This window comes from Vibrio anguillarum (assembly GCF_003390515.1).
GTDB lineage: Bacteria > Pseudomonadota > Gammaproteobacteria > Enterobacterales > Vibrionaceae > Vibrio > Vibrio anguillarum.
In genome coordinates, this window is sequence record NZ_CP031479.1 from 2,207,046 (window position 1) to 2,228,385 (window position 21,340).

Here is a 21,340-nt window from a genome sequence, read left to right on the forward strand (position 1 = left end):
CAGCGCGTCTTCTTCTGTGTAGTCTGGCAGCTCAAGATCCGTAAGGTCGCTCTCGTCTTCCTTTTCTTCTAGAGAAGGCTCGCTAATTGAAGCAAGTGCATCTTCTTCACTAAATTCAGGTAAGGCTTGCTCGTCAATCGCTTCAAAACTTTCTTGAGCAAGAGGCTCTGACGCCGCCTCTTGAGGCTCAGCTATCGCATCCGCCAGCGCGTCTTCTTCTGTGTACTCTGGAAGCTCAAGATCCGTAAGGTCGCTCTCGTCTTCCTTTTCTTCTTCTAGAGGAGGCTCGTTAATTGAAGCAAGTGCATCTTCTTCACTGAATTCAGGTAAGGCTTGCTCATCAATCGCTTCAAAACTTTCTTGAGCAACAGGCTCTGACGCCGCTTCTTGAGGCTCAGCTATCGCATCCGCCAGCGCGTCTTCTTCTGACTGCTCTGGCAGTTGGACTTCGGAAAGCTCGCTCTGTGACTGTTCTTCTAGCGATGGCTCATTAAAGGAAGCAAGGAGATCTTCTTCTTCTAACTCCACTAACTTGTCATCGTGGAGCTCCTCAACATGGTCCTTTGCCGATGATTCTGCTGAATTGGTTTGAAGCGGCTCAACATCAGCTTGGCTTGGTTCTTCGTCTTCCAGCTCACTAATGTCCCAGTCTTCATCTTGTGGAACTCCAAATTCGTTAGGGCTGACTTCTGGTTTGCTAACCTGTGCGGGTTCTATTTTTTCCGGGGATGTCGAGCTGCTTAGAGGTTGCTCCTCATTCGGCTTCAGATCCGGATAACTTGCCCCTTCAATTTCTGGGTTAAAATCAAATGAGTCGTCGATAAATTCTTCATCGATGTCGCCATCAACCACTCCCATCTGTTCATCATCCAGTAGAGGATCTTTTTCAGGAGCGGCACTTAGCAGATCGTCAATGAAGATGTCGCTGTTAAACTCGGAATCTTCAACGCTATCGTTTTCATTATCCAAAAACTCGCTATTTTGCTGTTCGGTCTCTTCGATATTCTGAGCATGCTGCTCGATTTCCAGCAACTCTTCAAATAATGCCGTACCATCTTCTTCAGCGAGACTATCCTTATCTTCAGCACCTTCTTGCTCTTGGTCTGCCTTTTCAAACTCAAGTGATTCAGAACCATTGTCAGTAAATAGTTCGTCCAATAGCTCTGTACTATTCTCATCCAGCTCGGTTTCAATGTCGGATTCCGTAGTTTCTTCACCCAATAACTCATACAGAGTTTGATCACCAGTGAAGTCAACATCATCAATATCTTCTTCGCTCGAAGCGATGTCTTTATCGGGCTGCACAAGTTCTTCAAGTAAGTCGGTGCTTTCCGATAAGTCTGTCTCGCTCTCTTCATCATCACCGAGTAGCTCATCGAGCAGTTCGACACTGTCACTATCAATTGCTAGGACGTCTTCATCTTGCTCTTCTAATAATTCATCCAGCAGCGCTGTTTCAGTGGAGGAATCAGTTTCTATTGAGGTGAGGTCAGATTGCGCTTCAATCGTTGCGAATAGATCATCAAGTTCACTATCCGACGCTAGCTCTGCTTCTTTTAAATCGAAGTTACCGCCGGTTTTTGCTAGCTCGGGCTCTTCTGAATCCAAGTTGAAATCATCTTCGGACTCATCCAATAATGAATCAAAGTCAAAACTATCATGATGATCGTCATCACTATTGGCGGCAAACAAATCGTCAAGTAGCGATTGATCTAAAGTATCGCTTCCGAGATCTTCAGCTTTCTCATCTCCAGCCAATAACGCGTCAATGTCGTCTTCAGAGATGGAATCATCATCATCGGATAAATCAAATTCTGTTTCGCTATCATCTTCATCTAATAACGCTTCGTCTAAAGCTCGCGCCATCTCATCGAGACCGACAGCTTTTTCGTCAGTACCAACACTGATGCCGTTACTGCTAGCGGTCAAATCTTCTAAATCCGCAGCAAGATCACCATCATCGCCGATACTCGCAAATGGGTCTTCGCCATCTTCACCTTCGAGGTTGAAGTCTAAATCTGTATCGTCTAAATCGGCAAAAATGTCCGATTCTTGCTCAGCATTGTCATCGATTTCATCATCCAGTGTGATGTCGTCACCAAATAACTTCTCACTATCATCAGACTCACCAAACAAGTCATCATCCAGCATTAAATCATCGTCAATATCTTCAAGGCTGCCAGCAGCCATTGGCGTTATGGGCTCTTGATTACCTTGAGTGACAACAGGCTGCTCCGTTGGCTTGGATCGGCGGCCAAGCAACATCACAACCAGTAAACCAATTAACAGACCAGGAATAAGGGCGAGAGCGGCGACCAACCAAGAGTTGGAAAGCAGTTGATCAAGTGCACTTGGTGCAAGCTTTTGCGCCTCTAGTGCTTTTCGACGTTCTTCATCAAGTAGCTTTTCAACTTCAGAGCGAATGCGGTTTTCGTCACCGAGTTCTCCTTTGAGTGCATCGACTTCAGATTGAACATCTGCCAGCATCAAACGTAACTTATGATTTTTCTCTTCAAGCGCCAGTAATTCAGTATCAGATTTCGCAACTTGTGTGCCAATATCTTTTAGCACAGGTTCACTCTTCGTCTTTTCAACAACTGGTTGAGCGGCAATAGAGGCAATTGTTTTTTCAGGCAAAGCTGTAGAAGCAGCAGTAACAGGCGCTGTTGGCTGCGCCGTATTAGCATTCAATTTGGCTTGATGCGCGGCCATGATATTGACCGCTTCTTGTGTGGGCGCACTATTTACCTGTGCCAATGATGGAACACGTAAGTTGCTACCCGGAATCAAACTGTGAATATTTTGATTTTCGAACGCCTGAGGGTTTAGCCGATAAATGGCCAGCAGGGTTTGTTGTACAGTGACGTTATTCGATGGGCGTAGTCGAGTGGCAATAGACCACAAAGTGTCGCTGTCTAAGGTTGGCCCAAAAAACGTCGATGGTTGGCTATTAGCCTGCTGAAGATTACGAGTTTGAGTGAGATTTTCTGAAAATTGAGGAGAAGACTGGATCTCACCATTCGGCCCAACCAGGCGAATGCTCTCGGCACTAACGATAGAAGTCTGAGTCACGGCAACCATTGCTATCGGCAACAGTAGACGCTGAAAAATTTGACGCATATAAGGCTCAGCTATGTGCTTGGAATAAATAAATACGATGATCTGTTTAATATATCGGATAACGCTAGCAAAACTATAGGACGCAAGGTAAAAAATGTGTCACGACTACGATAATCGCAGGAATCTCACACATTTTTCCCCGCTAAGTGAGCTTGCTCAGACAAAAACAGTACCATAATAAAAAGAAAGGCCAGCATTGGCTGACCTTTTTAAATAGTACTTAAGCTTACTCTGCGTCTATTTTTGCCCAAGTGTCACGTAGACCCACTGTGCGGTTAAAAACCAACGCTTCTGGTTTAGAATCTTTCGAGTCAGCACAGAAATAACCCATGCGCTCAAACTGATAACCTTGTTCTGCGCCCGCAGCAGCCAAACTAGGCTCTACAAAACCATTAATTTTAACCAATGAATCTGGGTTAATGGTTTCGGCAAAGTTGTCAGCCGCCGCTGGGTTGGGAACGGTAAATAGGCGATCATACAAACGAATTTCAGCTGGCAAGGCTTTATCGGCGGATACCCAGTGAATAACACCTTTCACTTTGCGTCCATCTGCCGGGTTTTTACCCAGAGTATCCATATCGTAAGTGCAGAATATTGTCGTAATATTGCCTTGTGCATCTTTTTCAATGCGCTCTGCTTTTATTACGTAAGCGCCGCGTAAGCGAACTTCTTTGCCTAGCACTAAACGTTTGTATTTCTTGTTGCCTTCTTCACGGAAATCTTCACGTTCAATCCACAATTCGCGAGTAAATGGAACTTCACGTTCGCCCATTTCAGGCTTGTTTGGATGATTTGCCAGCGTTAACGTCTCGACTTTACCCGCCTCAAAGTTTTCTATCACCACTTTTACAGGGTCAAGAACCGCCATGGCGCGAGGCGCATGTTCGTTTAAGTCTTCACGGATACAAGACTCTAACGAACTGAATTCGATCATATTTTCCTGTTTTGTCACACCTATGCGTTTGCAAAACTCACGAATCGATGCTGGTGTGAATCCACGGCGGCGTAAACCTGAAATCGTCGGCATACGTGGGTCATCCCAACCATCCACTAATTTTTCCGTAACCAGCTGGTTTAGTTTACGCTTAGACATTACCGTGTATTCAAGGTTTAAACGGCTAAACTCATACTGATGTGGTCGACAATCAATCGTGATATTTTCCAACACCCAATCGTACAGACGGCGGTTATCTTGAAACTCTAGGGTACAAATTGAGTGCGTGATCCCTTCCAAGGCATCCGAGATACAGTGGGTAAAATCGTACATTGGATAAATGCACCATTTGTTACCCGTTTGGTGATGCTCAGCGAAACGAACACGGTAAAGCACAGGATCGCGCATCACCATAAAGGATGACGCCATGTCAATCTTGGCACGTAGGCACGCTTTGCCTTCTTCGAAACCACCAGCGCGCATTTTCTCAAATAGGGCTAGGTTTTCTTCAATGCTGCGATCGCGGTACGGACTTGGCTTACCTGCTTGAGTCAATGTACCTCGATATTCACGGATCTCTTCTGGACTGAGCTCTTCAACATAAGCCAGACCTTTTTGGATCAACTCAACCGCGTATTGGTATAGTTTGTCAAAATAATCTGACGAATAACAAACATCACCAGACCATTGGAAGCCGAGCCATTTCACGTCGGCTTTGATTGACTCAACGTACTCCATATCTTCTTTTTCAGGGTTTGTATCGTCAAAACGTAAATTACACTGTCCCTGATAGTCCTGAGCAATACCAAAGTTTAAGCAGATAGATTTAGCATGACCGATGTGCAGGTAACCATTTGGCTCGGGCGGAAAACGAGTATGCACACTTGTGTGTTTGCCATCCGCTAAATCTTTATCAATGATTTGGCGAATAAAATTCGATGGACGAGCCTCAGCTTCACTCATCTATAGCACCTCAAAATTATTTAGTATCGTCAGAAGATTTTTCTGTATGTAAGAGCAGTAATGCTTGCAGAAACAGAAAGTTTGTCGCTAATGATCCACAATTATCCGCTCTTGCACAATAAAAAGTGGGCATTTCCTGCGATTATTTCAAGACATTGCCTTTTGTCTGGCTAGGCTAAGCAAAATTTCAGGTAAAGGGCGTAAGAAATAGGCAAAAGCTACCGTTGTGGGCAGCCTTAAATTTGAATAGCGCTCATTTGATGAATAAGAAAAACCTCTGCATAAAGCAGAGGCTTTAAAATAACCTAATCATCCGTTGCGATTAAGACTAAGGAAGTTTCACGCTAGAAAGATCTTCGTTTGCATTGATAGACTTCATCTCACCAGCAACGATTTCAGCAAGAGGGCCTAAGATAACTTGTAGGTTATTAGTACCCAGTTTCACCACACCCATAGCACCCAATGCTTTTAATGTTTTCTCGTCGATAATGCTCATGTCATTGACAGATAAACGTAAGCGAGTGATACAAGCATCGATGTTAGATAGGTTGCTGTGACCGCCTAGAGCTTTAAGGTATTGTTTAGCGAGCTCAGAAGACTCTTTCGCGCCTGATACTTTGCTATCGCTGTCGTCATCTTCGCGACCTGGTGTTTTAAGGCCAAATTTCAAAATAACGGTACGAAAAATCACATAGTACAAAGCAAAGAACACAATACCTTGAACTATTAGCATGTACCAATTAACCGCCAGTGGGTTACGTGATGACAATACCATATCCACAAGGCCTGCAGAGAAACCGAAACCCGCAATCCACTGCATTGAAGCAGCAATGAATACTGATAGACCCGTCAATGCTGCATGCAGTACATATAGTGCAGGAGCAAGGAACATGAACGAGAATTCTAGAGGTTCAGTTACACCGGTAAAGAATGAAGCAAAACCAGCTGCAATCATGATAGAAGCAACTTTCTCTTTATTCTTCGCTGTAGATGTGTGGTAAATAGCCAATGCCGCACCAGGTAGACCAAACATCATAATAGGGAAGAAGCCTGCTTGGTACATACCCGTTACGCCTGGGATACCAGTACCCTCAGCGATAGATTTTGCACCACCTAGGAAGTTAGGAATGTCGTTAATACCCGCAACGTCAAACCAGAATACTGAGTTCAGCGCGTGATGAAGACCAACAGGGATTAGCAAACGGTTAAAGAACGCATAGATACCTGCACCCGCAGAACCTAGACCTTGAATCGATTCACCAAACGATACTAGACCACCATAAACATGCGGCCATACATACATCAGAACGAAGGCGATAAAAATACCAGCAAACGACGTCAAAATAGGTACTAGGCGTTTGCCAGAGAAGAAGGCTAATGCTTTATGCAATTCTACAGTAGAGAAGCGATTGTAGATTTCAGCAGAAACAATACCTACTAAAATACCAACAAACTGGTTGTTGATTTTACCAAAAGCAGCAGGAACTGCGCTTGGATCAATACCTTGGATCTGTGCAACGGCTCCTGGAGAAAGCAAAGTCGTCACGACTAAGAAACCAACAAACCCCGACAATGCAGCAGCACCGTCTTTATCTTTAGACATACCGTAAGCCACACCAACAGCAAACAGTACAGACATGTTATCAATGATTGCAGCACCTGCTTTAATCAGGAATGCAGCCAAGGCACTGTTTGAACCCCACCCATTTGGGTCGATCCAATAACCAATACCCATTAGTATCGCGGCAGCTGGCAATGTGGCAACTGGTACCATCAACGCCTTGCCTACTTTTTGAAAGTATCCAAGAATATTCACCTTAAGTTCCCCCTATAGGATTTAGGATTTTTTGTATTTGGTTGAGCCACTTATTTTAGTCGCTCAATTTAGTCAAACTCAGTTTATGATATTAATTTTGCTCCGCAAATTAAAACCTTATCATTTGTGATCATAATCACCACAATCTGCCAAATACCAAGGTTTTTGCTAGCGAGATCATAAAACTTATTTTACAATTAAAAAAAATGGAAATTAGGCGATAATATTTGCCTGTTTCATCGTCGAATAGCATGTAAGCTAAACAACCCCGACTGGCTTTTTTCGTATAAAATGCAAACTATAACCATCAAATAACCCAGTCAAAACGAGCACTTAATTTTAATGTCATCCAGCATTGGCTGTTTGCTAGCAAGATAATTCGCGACCTAATTGAAGTAAGAAAAGAAAGCACCGTACTGGCACATTCCACCTTTCATTTCGTCGCCTCGCCAAATTTATAAAATATTGATAGATAAGGATTTGATGATTATGTACGCACTAACTAACTGTAAAATCTACACTGGCAGTGATGTGCTAGTTGACCATGCTGTGATTATCAACAACGAGTTGATTGAAGCGGTCTGTCCTATTGCGGATTTACCACAAGATATAGCGACACAAGATTTAAATGGTGCAAACCTAAGCCCAGGCTTTATCGACCTGCAATTGAATGGTTGTGGCGGTGTGATGCTGAATGATGAAGTAACGGCGACTACGATGCAGATCATGCATAAAGCCAACCTAAAATCAGGATGCACAAGCTTTTTGCCAACGTTAATCACCTCTTCAGACGAAGACATGCGCAAAGCGATTTCTGCCGCACGTGAATATCACTCTCAATATAAAAACCAATCACTGGGTTTACACCTTGAAGGGCCATATCTTAATGTGATGAAAAAGGGCATTCACAGTGTGGATTTCATCCGCCCTTCAGATGACAACATGATCGCCACTATGTGTGAAAATAGCGATGTGATTGCTAAAGTGACATTGGCGCCAGAGCACAACAATCCAGAACACATTGAACGTCTGGTGAAAGCTGGCATTGTGGTATCGATTGGTCACACTAACGCAACTTATACTGAAGCACGTAAAAGCTTTGAATCAGGCATCACCTTTGCCACACACTTATTTAATGCCATGACGCCGATGGTTGGACGTGAACCCGGTGTCGTTGGTGCAATTTATGACACCCCAGAAGTTTATGCTGGCATTATTGCTGATGGCTTTCATGTTGATTATGCTAACATCAGAATTGCTCACAAAATCAAAGGCGAAAAGCTTGTATTAGTGACCGATGCCACAGCTCCTGCAGGCGCTAACATGGATTACTTTATTTTTGTCGGTAAGAAAGTATATTACCGTGATGGTAAGTGTGTTGATGAAAACGGCACACTGGGCGGCTCAGCACTCACTATGATTGAGGCAGTGCAAAACACTGTTGAGCACGTTGGTATCGCATTGGACGAAGCTCTGCGGATGGCAACTCTGTATCCGGCAAAAGCAATTGGTGTGGATCACAAACTAGGCCGAGTTAAAAAAGGCATGGTGGCGAACCTCACTGCATTTGATAGAGACTTCAATGTTCAGGCGACGGTTGTTAACGGACAATACGAGCACAATTGATAATGAATGGCGGACAAATAGGTAACGTAGATTTAGTCAAACAACTCAACAGCGCAGCAGTGTACCGATTGATCGACCTACAAGGTCCGATATCTCGTATTCAAGTTGCCGATGTGAGCCAACTTGCTCCAGCAAGTGTTACAAAAATAACCCGCCAACTTCTAGAACGCGGCCTCATTAAAGAGGTCGCACAACAAGCCTCTACTGGCGGACGTAGAGCCATCTCCTTAACAACCGAAGTCGCCCCTTTTCACTCTGTCGCCGTACGTTTAGGCCGAGATTACATTCAGCTCAGCCTGTATAATTTAGGGGGCAAAGAACTCGCGTCGGACTATCACGAGTTTCACTATTCTCACCAAACACAATTAATTGAGGGGCTCCTTTTCCACCTCAATACCTTTATCAAACAACAGCAAGAGCGAATCGAACAGTTCATTGCCATTGGTATTGCCCTACCCGGCTTAGTCAACCCAGAAACGGGTGTCGTAGAATACATGCCCAACATTGCTATTGATGCACTCGCTTTAGGTGACATCATTCGTGATAATTTTCATGTTGAATGTTTTGTTGGCAACGACGTGCGCGGTATGGCGCTTGCCGAACATTATTTTGGTGCCAGCAAAGACTGTCAAGACTCTATCCTAGTCAGCGTTCACCGAGGAACTGGGGCTGGCATTATCGTCAATGGTCAAGTATTCCTAGGCTATAACCGTAACGTAGGTGAAATTGGTCATATCCAAATCGACCCACTCGGCGAACAGTGTCAATGCGGAAATTTCGGCTGTTTAGAAACGGTAGCCGCAAACCCGGCTATTATATCTCGTGTTAAAAAACTGATTGCTCAGGGCTATGAATCTAGCCTAGCGAATATAGAGAGCATTACCATCAATGATGTATGTGAGCACGCCAATCTCGGTGATGAGCTAGCAAAACAGAGCTTAATTCGAGTGGGTAATCAACTCGGTAAAGCCATTGCGATGACCATTAACTTGTTCAACCCACAAAAAGTGGTAATTGCAGGTCAAATTACAGCCGCTCAAGAGATCGTATTCCCCGCGATTCAACGAAATGTAGAGAATCAATCACTCAAAACTTTCCACACCAATTTACCCATAGTCGCGTCGCAGATTGATAAACAACCAACCATAGGTGCATTTGCTATGATTAAACGGGCAATGTTAAATGGTGTTTTACTTCAAAAATTACTTGGCGATTAAGCAACCGATTGAATTATAATAAAAGGCTGTGTCGTCATGACACAGCCTTTTTTACAACCAAAACATTATTTTTAAACCAAAGCATTACTAAAGGAATTTATGGAACTTATCCTAATTTCAACGGCTTTTTTCGCAGGGTTTATTGCCTTGAAATGCAATTTACCTCCGTTGGTTGGCTTTTTAGTTGCTGGGTTTGGCCTTAATGCTGCTGGCTACCACAGCAGCGATACCATTCTGACCCTAGCCGATCTAGGGGTTACCTTATTGCTGTTCACAATTGGACTTAAGCTAGAGATTAAAACCTTATTTGCGAGAGAGATTTGGGCTGGTGCCACGGTTCATAACCTCCTTTCGACAGGGATTTTCAGCATTGCTTTATTGATATTCAAATATTTAGGGGTTAGCTCTCTGGCCTCGATGTCAATTGAACAATTAGTTCTGCTTGGTTTTGCTTTGTCATTCTCCAGTACTGTTTTTGCGGTGAAATCACTGCAAGAGAAAGGAGAAATGAACGCGACATACGCCACTATCGCCATCGGTATTCTTGTGATGCAAGATATCTTTGCTGTCATATTTTTAACCGTCTCGACAGGAAAACTTCCTCATTGGTACGCTGCCACTTTATTGATCCTACCCTTTATGCGGCCACTATTTTACAAACTGCTCGACTGGGTTGGTCACGGTGAAATGCTTGTTCTGTTTGGTATATTTTTTGCCTTAGTGGTCGGAGCAGGATCATTTGAATTGGTTGGGATGAAACCCGATCTTGGTGCTCTGATTTTAGGCATGCTGCTAGCAGGCCATCGCAAAGCATCTGAGCTGTCAAAATCACTCTTTAATCTAAAAGAGCTGTTTCTCGTCTGCTTTTTCCTCAACATTGGACTATCAGAACAGCCCACAATGACTGGGTTTGCGCTCGCATTGTTGCTCTTACTGCTGCTTCCCATCAAAGGTATCCTCTATTTTTGGGTACTCAACCGCTTTAAATTCCGAGTGAGAACCTCATTGTTAGCCACCTTGTCTTTATTCAATTTCAGTGAATTCGGACTGATTGTGGGGGGGCTTGCTTTCAAAATGGGATGGATGTCGGGTGACATATTGGTCGCACTGGCCATTGCGGTATCCATTTCATTTGTAATCGCAGCCCCAATAAGCCGTAAAGGCCATGAACTCTATCAACATTCACGGCAATGGCTCAAAGAACATGCCGCTGAAAAACTCAACACCAAAGATCAATTAATTAATCCAGGCCATGCTCAGGTACTCATATTAGGGATGGGCCGCATCGGTACCGGTGCATATGATGAGTTGCGCTCTCGTTATGGCAAAATAAGTTTAGGCATAGAAGTCCGAGAAGAGGTTGCTCATGATCACCGCTCACAAGGGCGCAATGTTATTGCTGGTGATGCAACCGACCCTGATTTTTGGGAGCGTATTCTAGACACTGGTAATGTAAAACTCGTACTACTTGCTATGCCGCATCATCAGGGTAACCAAATCGCGCTATCGCAGTTACAACACCGTAATTTTAAAGGACAAATTGCAGCCATCGCCGAATACCCAGACCAATTGGAATCACTATTGGAAAGTGGTGTTGATGCGGCATTCAACATCTATAGCGAAGCGGGTAGCGGTTTTGCCCGTCACGTATGTAAACAACTCCAACCTAATTTTACTAAACCGTAATAATGTCTAGGTAAGCCATCGCAATTTTTAGGTAAAACATTGTCATTTCTATGCCCAACTCAATACGGCCCCAGAGCTTAGTTGGGCATAATTTACCCACCATCGCTCAAAAATAGAAAACAAATAGAAAAAATTCATACAAAGCGCACATTAATTAAATAAAATTCACCAAGATGCATCTTATGTGATATTAACGACACCATATGGTTGCTTTTTTTAACCAGAATGGCAAATTAGGTCCAACAGATTAAAAATCATCAAAAGGAAGTTGTATGTGTTCTATATTTGGCATTCTTGATATTAAAAGTGATGCAACAGCGTTACGCCCAATAGCGCTAGAGATGTCTAAAAAAATGCGTCACCGCGGCCCTGACTGGTCTGGCATCTATGCTTCAGAAAAAGCAATCTTGGCTCATGAGCGCCTTTCTATTGTCGGTTTAAACAGCGGCGCACAACCACTTTACAGCCCAAATAAAAAGCACATATTAGCGGTCAATGGTGAGATTTATAACCACAAAGAAATTCGTGCTCGTTACCAAGGTAAATACGATTTTCAAACCGACTCTGACTGTGAAGTGATATTAGCGCTTTATGCAGACATGGGTGCCGCGCTGCTTGAAGAACTCAACGGCATCTTTGCCTTTGTGCTCTATGATGAAGAAAAAGATGAGTACCTCATCGGGCGTGACCATATTGGTATCATTCCTCTTTACCAAGGCCATGACGAACACGGTAACTACTACATTGCATCCGAAATGAAAGCTTTGGTAAGCATTTGCAAAACTATCAGTGAATTTCCTCCTGGTAGTTACTACAGCTCGAAAGAGGCAGGTGCACAACGCTACTATATTCGAGATTGGAATGAATATGCGGCAGTCCAAGGCAATAGCAGCAGTAAAGAAGAGCTAAAACAAGCATTAGAAGCGGCCGTGAAGCGCCAACTGATGACAGATGTACCTTATGGTGTTTTGCTTTCTGGAGGATTGGACTCTTCAATTACGTCAGCCATTGCGAAACGTTACGCTGCAATGCGAATTGAAGATGATGAACAATCAGAAGCATGGTGGCCACAGCTTCACTCTTTTGCGGTGGGTTTAGACGGTGCCCCAGACCTTAAAGCGGCTCGCGAAGTTGCTGAAAAAATTGGCACTGTACACCACGAAATGACGTATACCATCCAAGAGGGTTTAGATGCTATTCGTGATGTTATTTACCATATTGAAACGTATGACGTGACGACAATTCGAGCCTCTACTCCGATGTATTTGATGGGGCGAAAAATCAAAGCCATGGGTATCAAAATGGTACTTTCCGGCGAAGGAGCGGATGAGATCTTCGGTGGTTACTTATACTTCCACAAAGCACCAAACGCGCAAGAATTCCACGAAGAAACTGTGCGTAAACTGCTGGCGTTGAACTTGTTTGACTGCGCTCGCGCTAATAAATCTTTAGCGGCTTGGGGAGTGGAAGGACGCGTTCCTTTCCTAGACAAAGAGTTTATTGATGTTGCAATGAGGCTTAACCCTGCTGACAAAATGTGTGGCAATGGCAAGATGGAAAAACACATTCTACGTGAGTGCTTTGAAGATTATCTGCCAGCCTCGATTGCTTGGCGTCAAAAAGAGCAATTTTCCGATGGTGTGGGCTATAGCTGGATTGACACACTAAAGAGTGTTGCTGAAGAAAAAGTTACCGATCAACAGATGGAAACAGCAAAATACCGCTTCCCATATAATACTCCAGCGACAAAAGAAGGGTATGTTTACCGCGAGATCTTCGAAGAGCTGTTCCCGTTAGAGTCTGCTGCACAATGCGTTCCTGGAGGTCCTTCTGTAGCTTGTTCTTCCGCCAAAGCAATTGAGTGGGATGAATCCTTTAAAAATTGTATTGACCCGTCAGGCCGAGCTGTCAAAGCGGTGCATAATGAAGCGTACTAACCAAAACGCTGGCTAATAAAGTAAATAAAAGGCGCAAAATGCGCCTTTTATGTGTCTAAAGAGCTTACTGTAGAGAGTCAATCACGAATCTAATTCTAAATGCTTATTATCAATGCTCATCGGTATCACTTGGCTGATCATTTTAACCAGCATAATCGATCGCGTCTCACCATCGGGCTCTTGGTAAATGGCATCAATTCCTGAGAACTGCCCACCCTTAAGTCGAACTACCTGCCCTTTTTCTGGAATATTGAACGATGCTACCGGTAATTTTAACTGGTCGAGTAACTTCAATTCCTCGATCAAATCACTGTCCAACTCCTTCGGATGTGAACCAAATCGGATGAAATCAACCACACCGCGAGTAGAGCGCACACTAGTAAAGGTTGGGCCAATTTCAAAATCAAAGTAAATGAACATATAGGAGGGAAAAAGTGGCTCTTTGACAACTTGCCGCTTACCCCGAAGAATTCTCTCTAGTTCAATTTCTGGGTAGAAACATTCGACACCTTGGTTTTCAAGGTGTGCTTTAGCACGCCTCTGATCGCCACGTTTACAATACAACAAATACCAACGTTTCATTTTATTCCTAGCTACTGCTTTTCTTTTTCTTGAATCCTAACACCATCCTCCTCCTCAATAAACGGCTAATAAACTGAACACAAAAATAAACCCTTAATGTCCGAACAAGGCAAATTCAAATAATCAGTAATGAAAGATAAGTTTTCATAACGCAACAAAACTTTGAGTATTGATAGACATGCATTTCAAAAACAATGAGTTAGTTAATAATGCCAGAATAAAATACTGATTTTACTCATTGCGATACGCTAAAAGCCCATGTATATCTAAAGCACAATTTTTCTCATCTCAAATACTAATAATTCTTATGACAAACCAACATCAATACTTTGGGCACCCAAGGGGCCTATTTTTACTTTTTGGCACAGAGCTATGGGAGCGTTTTTCGTATTATGCGATGTGCGCCATTTTGGTACTTTATCTTACAGACGCAACGATGAATGGCGGTCTAGGTTGGTCGACTAAAGATGCACTCGATCTTTACGGCACCTATACAGGGCTAGTCTACATCACACCGCTTATTGGTGGTTACCTTGCAGATAACTACCTTGGGCAACGCCGTTCTATTTTATTGGGTGGAGCGTTAATGGCCATTGGCCAATTTACGCTAGCACTACCTGCAGATGTGCTAGGCATTGGCTCTCTACACACTTTCTATTTAGGCCTTGCATTGCTTATCTGTGGTAACGGTCTATTTAAGCCCAATATCTCAACAATGGTTGGTGACCTATATAATGAAGGTGATAACCGTCGTGATGGCGCGTTCACCATCTTCTACATGGGGATCAATTTAGGTGCGCTACTTGCTGGTGTGATCTCTGGTTCAGTTACTAACTCATTTGGTTGGAAAGCCGGTTTTGTGGCCGCTGGTATTGGTATGCTGATCAGCCTTGTGATGCAAATGGCAATGGCTCAATCATGGCTTGGTAATATTGGCCGCGAACCAGCAGCTAAGCGCGATCTAAAACTGAAAAAATCAGCAAATAAAGAACCACTAACGAAAGCAGAAGTAGATCGTATCAAAGTTATCCTTGTGATGAGTTTGTTTACTATTGTTTTCTGGGCGGGTTTCGAACAAGCTGGTGGTTTAATGAACATTTACACGCAGCAATACACTGATCGTATGATGGGCGGTTTTGAGATACCTGCGGCTTGGTTCCAATCGTTAAATCCATTTTTCATTATTACTCTTGCCCCTGTATTAGCCGTATTATGGGTAAAATTAGGTAAGCGTGAACCAAACTCGCCAATGAAGTTTGCATTAGCGATGTTCTTCTTAGCCCTAGGCTTCCTATGTATGGTTGGTGCGGTTATGGAGCAAGGTGGTGACACTACCGTAAAAACATCAATGCTATGGCTTGTCGGTGCCTTCTTCTTCCATACCTTGGGCGAACTGTGTCTATCACCAATTGGTCTATCGCTTGTCACTAAACTAGCCCCACTACGCCTTGCTTCATTAATGATGGGAGCATGGTTCGGTTGTAACGCAATCGCGAATTATGTAGCAGGCCATGTAGGTTCTCATGTGGGAGAGCTTGGTGCGATGGCTATCTTCAGCGGTATTGCAGTAACAGCAACCATTGGCGGCGTCATTTTACTGTTGTGCTCTAACACGCTCGTTCGTTGGATGCACGGTGCAGAAAGAACCACAAGCTACGCTGAAGAAATTGAGGAGCAACAAGCTCAGTTAGTTTAGCTTCAAATACACCTAGTGGTAATTCAAGAATAATAATGACAAACGGTCACGCTATAGTGACCGTTTTTGTACCAGAAAAGAACTCAACTCATCAGCGTTTAACTAAGGAAGCCATCATTTCTATATGCATTGTCGAATCATTTAAGCACTCAATGTAGGTAAACGATTCTCCACCAGCGTGAATAAAAGTTTCTTTACCTTGCTCAGCTATCTCTTCTAGGGTTTCTAAACAATCCACCGAGAAGGCGGGTGTGATGATATCCAACTTTTTAATACCGCGGCTTGGCAGAGCCTCTAATGTTTTATCCGTATAAGGCTGTAGCCACTCTTCACGTCCAAAAATAGACTGGTAGGTCATGCCGATTTGGTCAGCATTCAAACCAAGTTCTTGTGCCAAAAGTTCTGTGGTTTTTTGGCAGTGCTGTGGGTAGATATCACCGTTATCGGCGTATCGCTTAGGGATACCGTGGTAGGAACAAAGCAAATAGTCACCTTGCCCGTTACGTTGCCAAGAGTCACGGACTTTACTCGCCAAAGATCGTATATAAGCAGGGTGATTATGATAATCACGAATAAAACGTAAATTGGGCGTCACAGGGATACGTTTCATCGCTTTGGCAAGGCCATCAAACACGGCAGCCGTAGTAGTACCAGAATATTGAGGGTACAGAGGCAGCACCACAATCTCTTCAACACCACGCTCCAATAATGTGTTGATACCCTCTAAAAGGCTTGGTGAACCATAGCTCATACCAAGTTCCACTGGTGTACCGAGATACTGTTCTAACGCTTGCACTTGGCGTTTAGAGTACACCATCAAAGGAGAGCCTTCTTCCATCCAAACAGATTGATATAACTTAGCAACCTTGGGAGCTCGCAGCGGAAGAATCACACCATGTAATAATGGACACCAGATCCAACGATTCATATCAACCACACGTTGGTCATGTAAAAATTGGCTTAAAAATCGTTTTACTGCCAATGCCGTCGGTTCACTCGGCGTTCCCAAGTTAACCAATAGCACACCCTGTTTTTGATTATTTTGCATTACTTCCATTCATCCATTTCATTGTTAATTGTTGAGTACGAATTCGCGGCAGGAAAGTTCATAAAAAAAGCGACCTTTAGGTCGCTTTCACTATAACAAAGTTAACAAGCCTATACTGAGCCAATTATGCTAATGCTTTCTCAATATCAGCGCTAACTTGAGCAACTGGCTTAGTGCCATCAAATTTTAGGTATTTCGTATTACCCATTTGTGCTTCTTTACCGTAGTAAGTGATCAGTGGCGCTGTTTGCTCGTGGTAAACACCTAAACGAGCACGAACGGTTTCTTCTTTGTCATCATCACGAACGACAAGATCTTCACCTGTTACGTCATCTTTACCTTCCACTTTTGGCGGGTTGTAAATGGCGTGGTAGGTACGACCAGAAGCCAAGTGAGCACGACGTCCCGCCATACGCTCAACAATAACGTCATCGGCAACATCAAACTCAATCACATAGTCAACATTAATACCCATTGCTTTTAAGCCATCAGCTTGAGGAATCGTGCGAGGAAAACCATCGAGTAAAAAGCCCTTTTCACAATCGGCTTGGGTGATGCGTTCTTTGATTAAGCCAAGGATGATTTCATCAGAAACAAGTTGACCAGCATCAATCACTGATTTCGCTTTTTTGCCAAGTTCAGTACCTGCTTTAATCGCAGCACGTAACATATCACCAGTAGAGATTTGTGGAATACCGTACTTCTCCATGATGAATTGAGCTTGAGTGCCTTTACCTGCACCGGGAGCACCTAGAAGAATGATGCGCATGTTTAATCCTCTTTAGAAAATTATGATTTATACCGAAGCTCACAACCAGATGAGACTTAAAACCAACGGTAAGTTTCGGTATAACGGTAATGAGATGAGTGAATAATAATTCGGCGAGCAACATACACAGCTTACCGATCGCATTCAAGCGATGCATTCTAACATACAAATTTAAGCGACTAACCAGATTAAGACTAAAGAATATAATCTTAGCCGGATGTTCGCTGCAAGTTTGCCTAAAATATCGCTCGTTCTCAGCAGAGAATCGCTATTCAAAGCAAAAAGCTCGCAGTTGCGAGCTTTTTGTTAGCCAGTTAGCTATTCAACCTTAGTCAAAAGCTGATTAATTGCGGTTAGGAATTGTGACGGATCTTCCATCGAACCACGCTCAGCGAGCGTCGCTTGACCTAATAAAACTTCAACCCAGCGACCAAATACTTGCTCATCCGCTTCATCGGCCATCCGTTTCACTAACGCATGTTCAGGGTTAAGTTCCAAAATATACTTCACCTCTGGTACCGGTTGACCAGCCGCAGCAAGCAATTTTGCCATCTGCGTACCCATCTCATAATCGTCGGTCACAACAACCGCAGGAGTACTTGCCAGTTTAAAGGTAGTTCGAACCTCTTTGACACGATCGCCAAGGTACTGCTTCGTACGTTCAACCACCGATTTAAACTCTTCTTCAGTCTCTTTATGCTTCTCTTTTTCCGCTTCATCTTCGAACTGGCTCAGATCTAGCCCTGCTTTGGTGATGGATTGGAACATTTTTCCATCAAACTCAGTGAGGTAGTTCATCAACCACTCATCAATGCGATCAAACATTAAAATAACTTCGATACCTTTGGCTTTAAACTGCTCTAGGTGTGGGCTATTTTTGGCCGCTGCATAGCTATCGGCGGTGAGGTAGTAGATTTTATCCTGCCCCTCTTTCATCCGTTCAACATAAGCCGCTAAACTAACCGTTTGCTCTGCTGAGTCAACCTCGGTCGAGGCGAAGCGCAATAGGCTGGCGATCTTCTCTTTATTAGCAAAATCTTCTGCAGGCCCCTCTTTGAGTACCAAACCAAACTCTTTCCAGAAGGTTTGATATTTATCAGCATCATTGCTCGCCATACGTTCAAGCATGGTCAATACACGCTTGGTACAAGCATTACGCAATGATTGAGTCACCTTGTTATCTTGTAAAATCTCGCGTGACACATTAAGCGGTAAATCGTTTGAGTCGATTAAACCACGCACAAAGCGCAAGTAGGACGGCATAAATTGCGCAGCATCATCCATGATAAATACACGCTGAACATAAAGTTTCAAGCCTGATTTATGATCGCGATTCATCATATCCCAAGGTGCTTTCGCTGGAATATAAAGTAGGCTGGTATAATCGTTTTTACCTTCTACACGGTTATGGCTCCACACCAGTGGGTCAGCATAATCATGGGAAACGTGCTTATAGAACTCTTGATACTCTTCATCACTGATTTCTGACTTAGAACGCGTCCACAACGCCTGTGCTTTGTTGATTTGTTCCCATTGGGTCTCTTCAGTCTCGTTACCTTCGTCATCACGAACCTTGGTTTGGATAGAAACTGGAATTCCAATGTGGTCTGAATATTTAGAAATCACATCACGCAGACGCCATTCAGAAAGGAACTCTTTGCCTTCCTCTCGCATGTGCAAAATGATATCGGTTCCACGAGACTCTTTATTAATGCTTTCTACTGTATATTCACCTTCACCTTGTGAATACCATTGAACCGCTTCGTTAGCGGGTAAACCCGCAGCGCGAGTTCTTACAGTGACCGCATCAGCGACGATGAAGGCCGAGTAAAAACCCACCCCAAACTGACCGATAAGCTGAGAGTCTTTAGATTGATCTTGGGATAGTTTAGAGAAAAACTCCGCTGTGCCGGATTTTGCAATCGTACCGAGATGTTCAATGACATCTTCGCGGCTCATACCAATACCGTTATCTGAAATGGTCAGCGTATTCGCTTGGGTATCAAACGATAATTTAACGCCTAAGTTGGCATCACCTTGATATAAATCGGCATTAGACAACGCTTGAAAACGAAGTTTATCCGCAGCATCAGAGGCATTTGAAATTAATTCGCGAAGGAAGATCTCTTTATTGGAATAAAGAGAGTGAATCATAAGATGAAGTAACTGTTTGACTTCAGATTGAAAACCACGAGTTTCTTTATTGGTAGTAGCCGTTTCGCTCATACTAGCTCCATAACATCTGAGTTATTTTCATTCACACACAGAGTGTGCAACCAAGGATGATTTGCTAGTAAGATGAGGCTGGCAATTGTAAATTCAAGGTCAATAATCATAAAAACACTGTTTTTTTCATTTATTTTGATTATGCTTGCCGTAATTTTTATCAAAGAAAATAAAAACTAGCATAATGTTTCATCAATTGCTTCCCCAAGCAGGCTAGGTTGATGGACGGTTAAACATGCCAACAATAAGAAGATTATCATGAGTAACATAGGCACAAAATTCATCCTTGCTAACCGATTCACGTTTGATCCCAATAGTAACTCTTTGCTTGAACAAGAAAACGAACAAGAGGCTGTTCGCCTTGGTAGTAACGAAAGTCGAATTTTACTTCTACTTTGTGAACGCCCAAATGAAGTCATTACACGCCATGAACTGCATGAGTTTGTGTGGCGTGAACAAGGTTTTGAAGTTGATGACTCAAGCTTAACTCAAGCGATTTCAACACTTCGTAAGATGTTGAAAGATCAAACCAAATCACCAGAATTCGTCAAAACCGTGCCGAAACGAGGTTATCAAATGATCGCCTCGGTGACTCGAGCAACCCCCTACTCACAAAAAAACACCACCAACGAGCCTGAAGAGGAACCGTTACTGGCCAGTGAGTCTATCCAAGACATTGACGCGGACACCACTTCGCAACCCGAAGAGACAACATCCCAAACCGTGACGACAGATCCACTCGCGAAAGTAAAAATAGGGAAAGAAAAGTTAACACTGCAAAGCAAATTGATGTTGGTTGTGGCTCTTTTCTTACCTATCCTAGCTCTCCTATTGACTAGCCCTGCACAATCAAAATTTAAACAGATTGCGGTTTATAACAACATAGTTGTGAATACGCCCATCAATCATCCAGACCTAAACAAATGGTTACCTTCTATTGAAAAATGCGTAAAAAAATACAATGAATCACATACTGGAGAACTGGCACCTAAGCAGGTGATTGCGACTGGTGGTCAAAATAATCAGCTCGTATTGAATTACATCCATAGTTCTGAGTTCTCGGGTGAAAATGTCACTTTACGAATTTTAGCTAACCAAGATGATTTGGCCAACGTGTGTAAATAAGGGCATAAATATGAATCCAAAAGTGGCAACCCTCATCTTAGCTATCTCTGCACTATTCAGTAGTTGGTTATACTGGGGCAGTGATTTAAAAATAGAACAAATCCTAACGGCGCAAGAATGGCAATCTAAAATGGTCACTGTGGTAAAACGCAGTCAACAGAATGATTCTGTTGGGCCAATCCGTCGGGTTGATGTCAATTCGAATGTGAAATATTTACCTAACGGTACTTATATTAGAATGTCAAATGTGAAGTTATTCGCCGTGGGTGGTGAAAGTGAAAGTTTCATTAATATCTCAGAAACCGGCACCTGGGATATCAGTGATAGCTACTTATTGATATCGCCTAGCGAATTTAAAAACATTAGTTCTAGTCAAAGTAAGGACTTTACCCCTGAGCAACTAGAACTGATTACTCAATTTTTCAAGATGGATGCTCAACAAAGTCGACGTATTGATGTCGTCAATGAAAAAACATTATTGCTCACCAGCCTAAGCCATGGTTCGACAGTGCTGTTCATCAATTAGCCATCGAGTAATCTGTAACTTCAATGAAGGGTCGAAAAGATCCTTTGTTGCGTATGGCCCTTACTTCTT

Annotated in this window: 14 protein-coding genes; 7 read left to right on the plus strand and 7 right to left on the minus strand. The window is 43.2% G+C overall.

From position 1 onward, the window contains the following. The 3 genes from DD616_RS13495 to nagE all read right to left on the minus strand — a co-directional run. A partial coding sequence (locus DD616_RS13495; RefSeq protein WP_208871791.1) for a FimV/HubP family polar landmark protein occupies positions 1 to 3,120 on the minus strand: 3,120 nt, incomplete at its 3' end. A 226-nt stretch (positions 3,121 to 3,346) separates the two neighbouring features. After that, complete coding sequence (gene glnS / locus DD616_RS13500; protein ID WP_208871792.1) at positions 3,347 to 5,017, minus strand: glutamine--tRNA ligase; 1,671 nt, start codon at positions 5,015 to 5,017, stop codon at positions 3,347 to 3,349. A 328-nt stretch (positions 5,018 to 5,345) separates the two neighbouring features. Continuing rightward, the gene (gene nagE, locus DD616_RS13505; RefSeq protein WP_013857296.1) at positions 5,346 to 6,833 is read right to left on the minus strand and encodes an N-acetylglucosamine-specific PTS transporter subunit IIBC; all 1,488 of its coding nucleotides are present in this window, start codon (positions 6,831 to 6,833) and stop codon (positions 5,346 to 5,348) included. Positions 6,834 to 7,322: 489 nt separating this feature from the next. Between nagE and nagA the strand changes: the two genes are divergently transcribed. The 4 genes from nagA to asnB all read left to right on the plus strand — a co-directional run bounded on the left by nagA (position 7,323) and on the right by asnB (position 13,299). Beyond that, positions 7,323 to 8,459: an N-acetylglucosamine-6-phosphate deacetylase gene (gene nagA / locus DD616_RS13510; protein ID WP_026028127.1), complete on the plus strand. Its 1,137-nt coding sequence runs from the start codon at positions 7,323 to 7,325 to the stop codon at positions 8,457 to 8,459. 2 nt (positions 8,460 to 8,461) lie between these two features. Next, positions 8,462 to 9,676 (plus strand): DNA-binding transcriptional regulator NagC, encoded by a 1,215-nt coding sequence (nagC, locus tag DD616_RS13515; protein ID WP_026028126.1) that lies wholly within the window; start codon positions 8,462 to 8,464, stop codon positions 9,674 to 9,676. A 99-nt stretch (positions 9,677 to 9,775) separates the two neighbouring features. Then, positions 9,776 to 11,362 carry a cation:proton antiporter domain-containing protein gene (locus tag DD616_RS13520; protein ID WP_019282279.1) on the plus strand — a complete coding sequence of 529 codons (1,587 nt, stop codon included), beginning with the start codon at positions 9,776 to 9,778 and terminating at the stop codon, positions 11,360 to 11,362. 272 nt (positions 11,363 to 11,634) lie between these two features. Beyond that, complete coding sequence (gene asnB, locus DD616_RS13525) at positions 11,635 to 13,299, plus strand: asparagine synthase B (RefSeq protein ID WP_017045499.1); 1,665 nt, start codon at positions 11,635 to 11,637, stop codon at positions 13,297 to 13,299. Between the two features lie 81 nt (positions 13,300 to 13,380). Here the strand turns inward: asnB and rfaH are convergent, their stop codons facing one another. Continuing rightward, positions 13,381 to 13,881 carry a transcription/translation regulatory transformer protein RfaH gene (rfaH, locus tag DD616_RS13530; protein ID WP_013857303.1) on the minus strand — a complete coding sequence of 167 codons (501 nt, stop codon included), beginning with the start codon at positions 13,879 to 13,881 and terminating at the stop codon, positions 13,381 to 13,383. A 307-nt stretch (positions 13,882 to 14,188) separates the two neighbouring features. Here rfaH and DD616_RS13535 point away from each other — a divergent pair, with 307 nt between their 5' ends. Further along, positions 14,189 to 15,577 carry a peptide MFS transporter gene (locus DD616_RS13535; RefSeq protein WP_208871793.1) on the plus strand — a complete coding sequence of 463 codons (1,389 nt, stop codon included), beginning with the start codon at positions 14,189 to 14,191 and terminating at the stop codon, positions 15,575 to 15,577. A 91-nt stretch (positions 15,578 to 15,668) separates the two neighbouring features. Here DD616_RS13535 and hemH read toward each other — a convergent pair whose 3' ends face one another. From hemH to htpG, 3 genes are all read right to left on the minus strand, one after another. Beyond that, positions 15,669 to 16,625 (minus strand): ferrochelatase, encoded by a 957-nt coding sequence (gene hemH, locus DD616_RS13540; RefSeq protein ID WP_500691286.1) that lies wholly within the window; start codon positions 16,623 to 16,625, stop codon positions 15,669 to 15,671. Positions 16,626 to 16,749: 124 nt separating this feature from the next. Then, positions 16,750 to 17,394 carry an adenylate kinase gene (gene adk / locus DD616_RS13545; protein ID WP_013857306.1) on the minus strand — a complete coding sequence of 215 codons (645 nt, stop codon included), beginning with the start codon at positions 17,392 to 17,394 and terminating at the stop codon, positions 16,750 to 16,752. Between the two features lie 318 nt (positions 17,395 to 17,712). After that, positions 17,713 to 19,620 carry a molecular chaperone HtpG gene (htpG, locus tag DD616_RS13550; RefSeq protein WP_013857307.1) on the minus strand — a complete coding sequence of 636 codons (1,908 nt, stop codon included), beginning with the start codon at positions 19,618 to 19,620 and terminating at the stop codon, positions 17,713 to 17,715. A 258-nt stretch (positions 19,621 to 19,878) separates the two neighbouring features. Between htpG and DD616_RS13555 the strand changes: the two genes are divergently transcribed. Then, positions 19,879 to 20,745, plus strand: coding sequence for a winged helix-turn-helix domain-containing protein (locus tag DD616_RS13555; RefSeq protein WP_017045495.1), 867 nt, complete (start codon positions 19,879 to 19,881; stop codon positions 20,743 to 20,745). Between the two features lie 10 nt (positions 20,746 to 20,755). Beyond that, positions 20,756 to 21,271 carry a regulatory protein ToxS gene (locus DD616_RS13560; protein ID WP_026027495.1) on the plus strand — a complete coding sequence of 172 codons (516 nt, stop codon included), beginning with the start codon at positions 20,756 to 20,758 and terminating at the stop codon, positions 21,269 to 21,271. The last annotated feature ends 69 nt before the right edge of the window (positions 21,272 to 21,340 follow it).

Bases quoted from the DNA above. Each gene is read 5' to 3' on its own strand.
- glnS (WP_208871792.1), bottom strand. From the start codon at position 5,017: ATGAGTGAAGCTGAGGCTCGTCCATCGAATTTTATTCGCCAAATCATT.
- nagA (WP_026028127.1), top strand. From the start codon at position 7,323: ATGTACGCACTAACTAACTGTAAAATCTACACTGGCAGTGATGTGCTA.
- nagC (WP_026028126.1), top strand. From the start codon at position 8,462: ATGAATGGCGGACAAATAGGTAACGTAGATTTAGTCAAACAACTCAAC.
- DD616_RS13520 (WP_019282279.1), top strand. From the start codon at position 9,776: ATGGAACTTATCCTAATTTCAACGGCTTTTTTCGCAGGGTTTATTGCC.
- asnB (WP_017045499.1), top strand. From the start codon at position 11,635: ATGTGTTCTATATTTGGCATTCTTGATATTAAAAGTGATGCAACAGCG.
- rfaH (WP_013857303.1), bottom strand. From the start codon at position 13,881: ATGAAACGTTGGTATTTGTTGTATTGTAAACGTGGCGATCAGAGGCGT.
- DD616_RS13535 (WP_208871793.1), top strand. From the start codon at position 14,189: ATGACAAACCAACATCAATACTTTGGGCACCCAAGGGGCCTATTTTTA.
- hemH (WP_500691286.1), bottom strand. From the start codon at position 16,625: ATGCAAAATAATCAAAAACAGGGTGTGCTATTGGTTAACTTGGGAACG.
- adk (WP_013857306.1), bottom strand. From the start codon at position 17,394: ATGCGCATCATTCTTCTAGGTGCTCCCGGTGCAGGTAAAGGCACTCAA.
- htpG (WP_013857307.1), bottom strand. From the start codon at position 19,620: ATGAGCGAAACGGCTACTACCAATAAAGAAACTCGTGGTTTTCAATCT.
- DD616_RS13555 (WP_017045495.1), top strand. From the start codon at position 19,879: ATGAGTAACATAGGCACAAAATTCATCCTTGCTAACCGATTCACGTTT.
- DD616_RS13560 (WP_026027495.1), top strand. From the start codon at position 20,756: ATGAATCCAAAAGTGGCAACCCTCATCTTAGCTATCTCTGCACTATTC.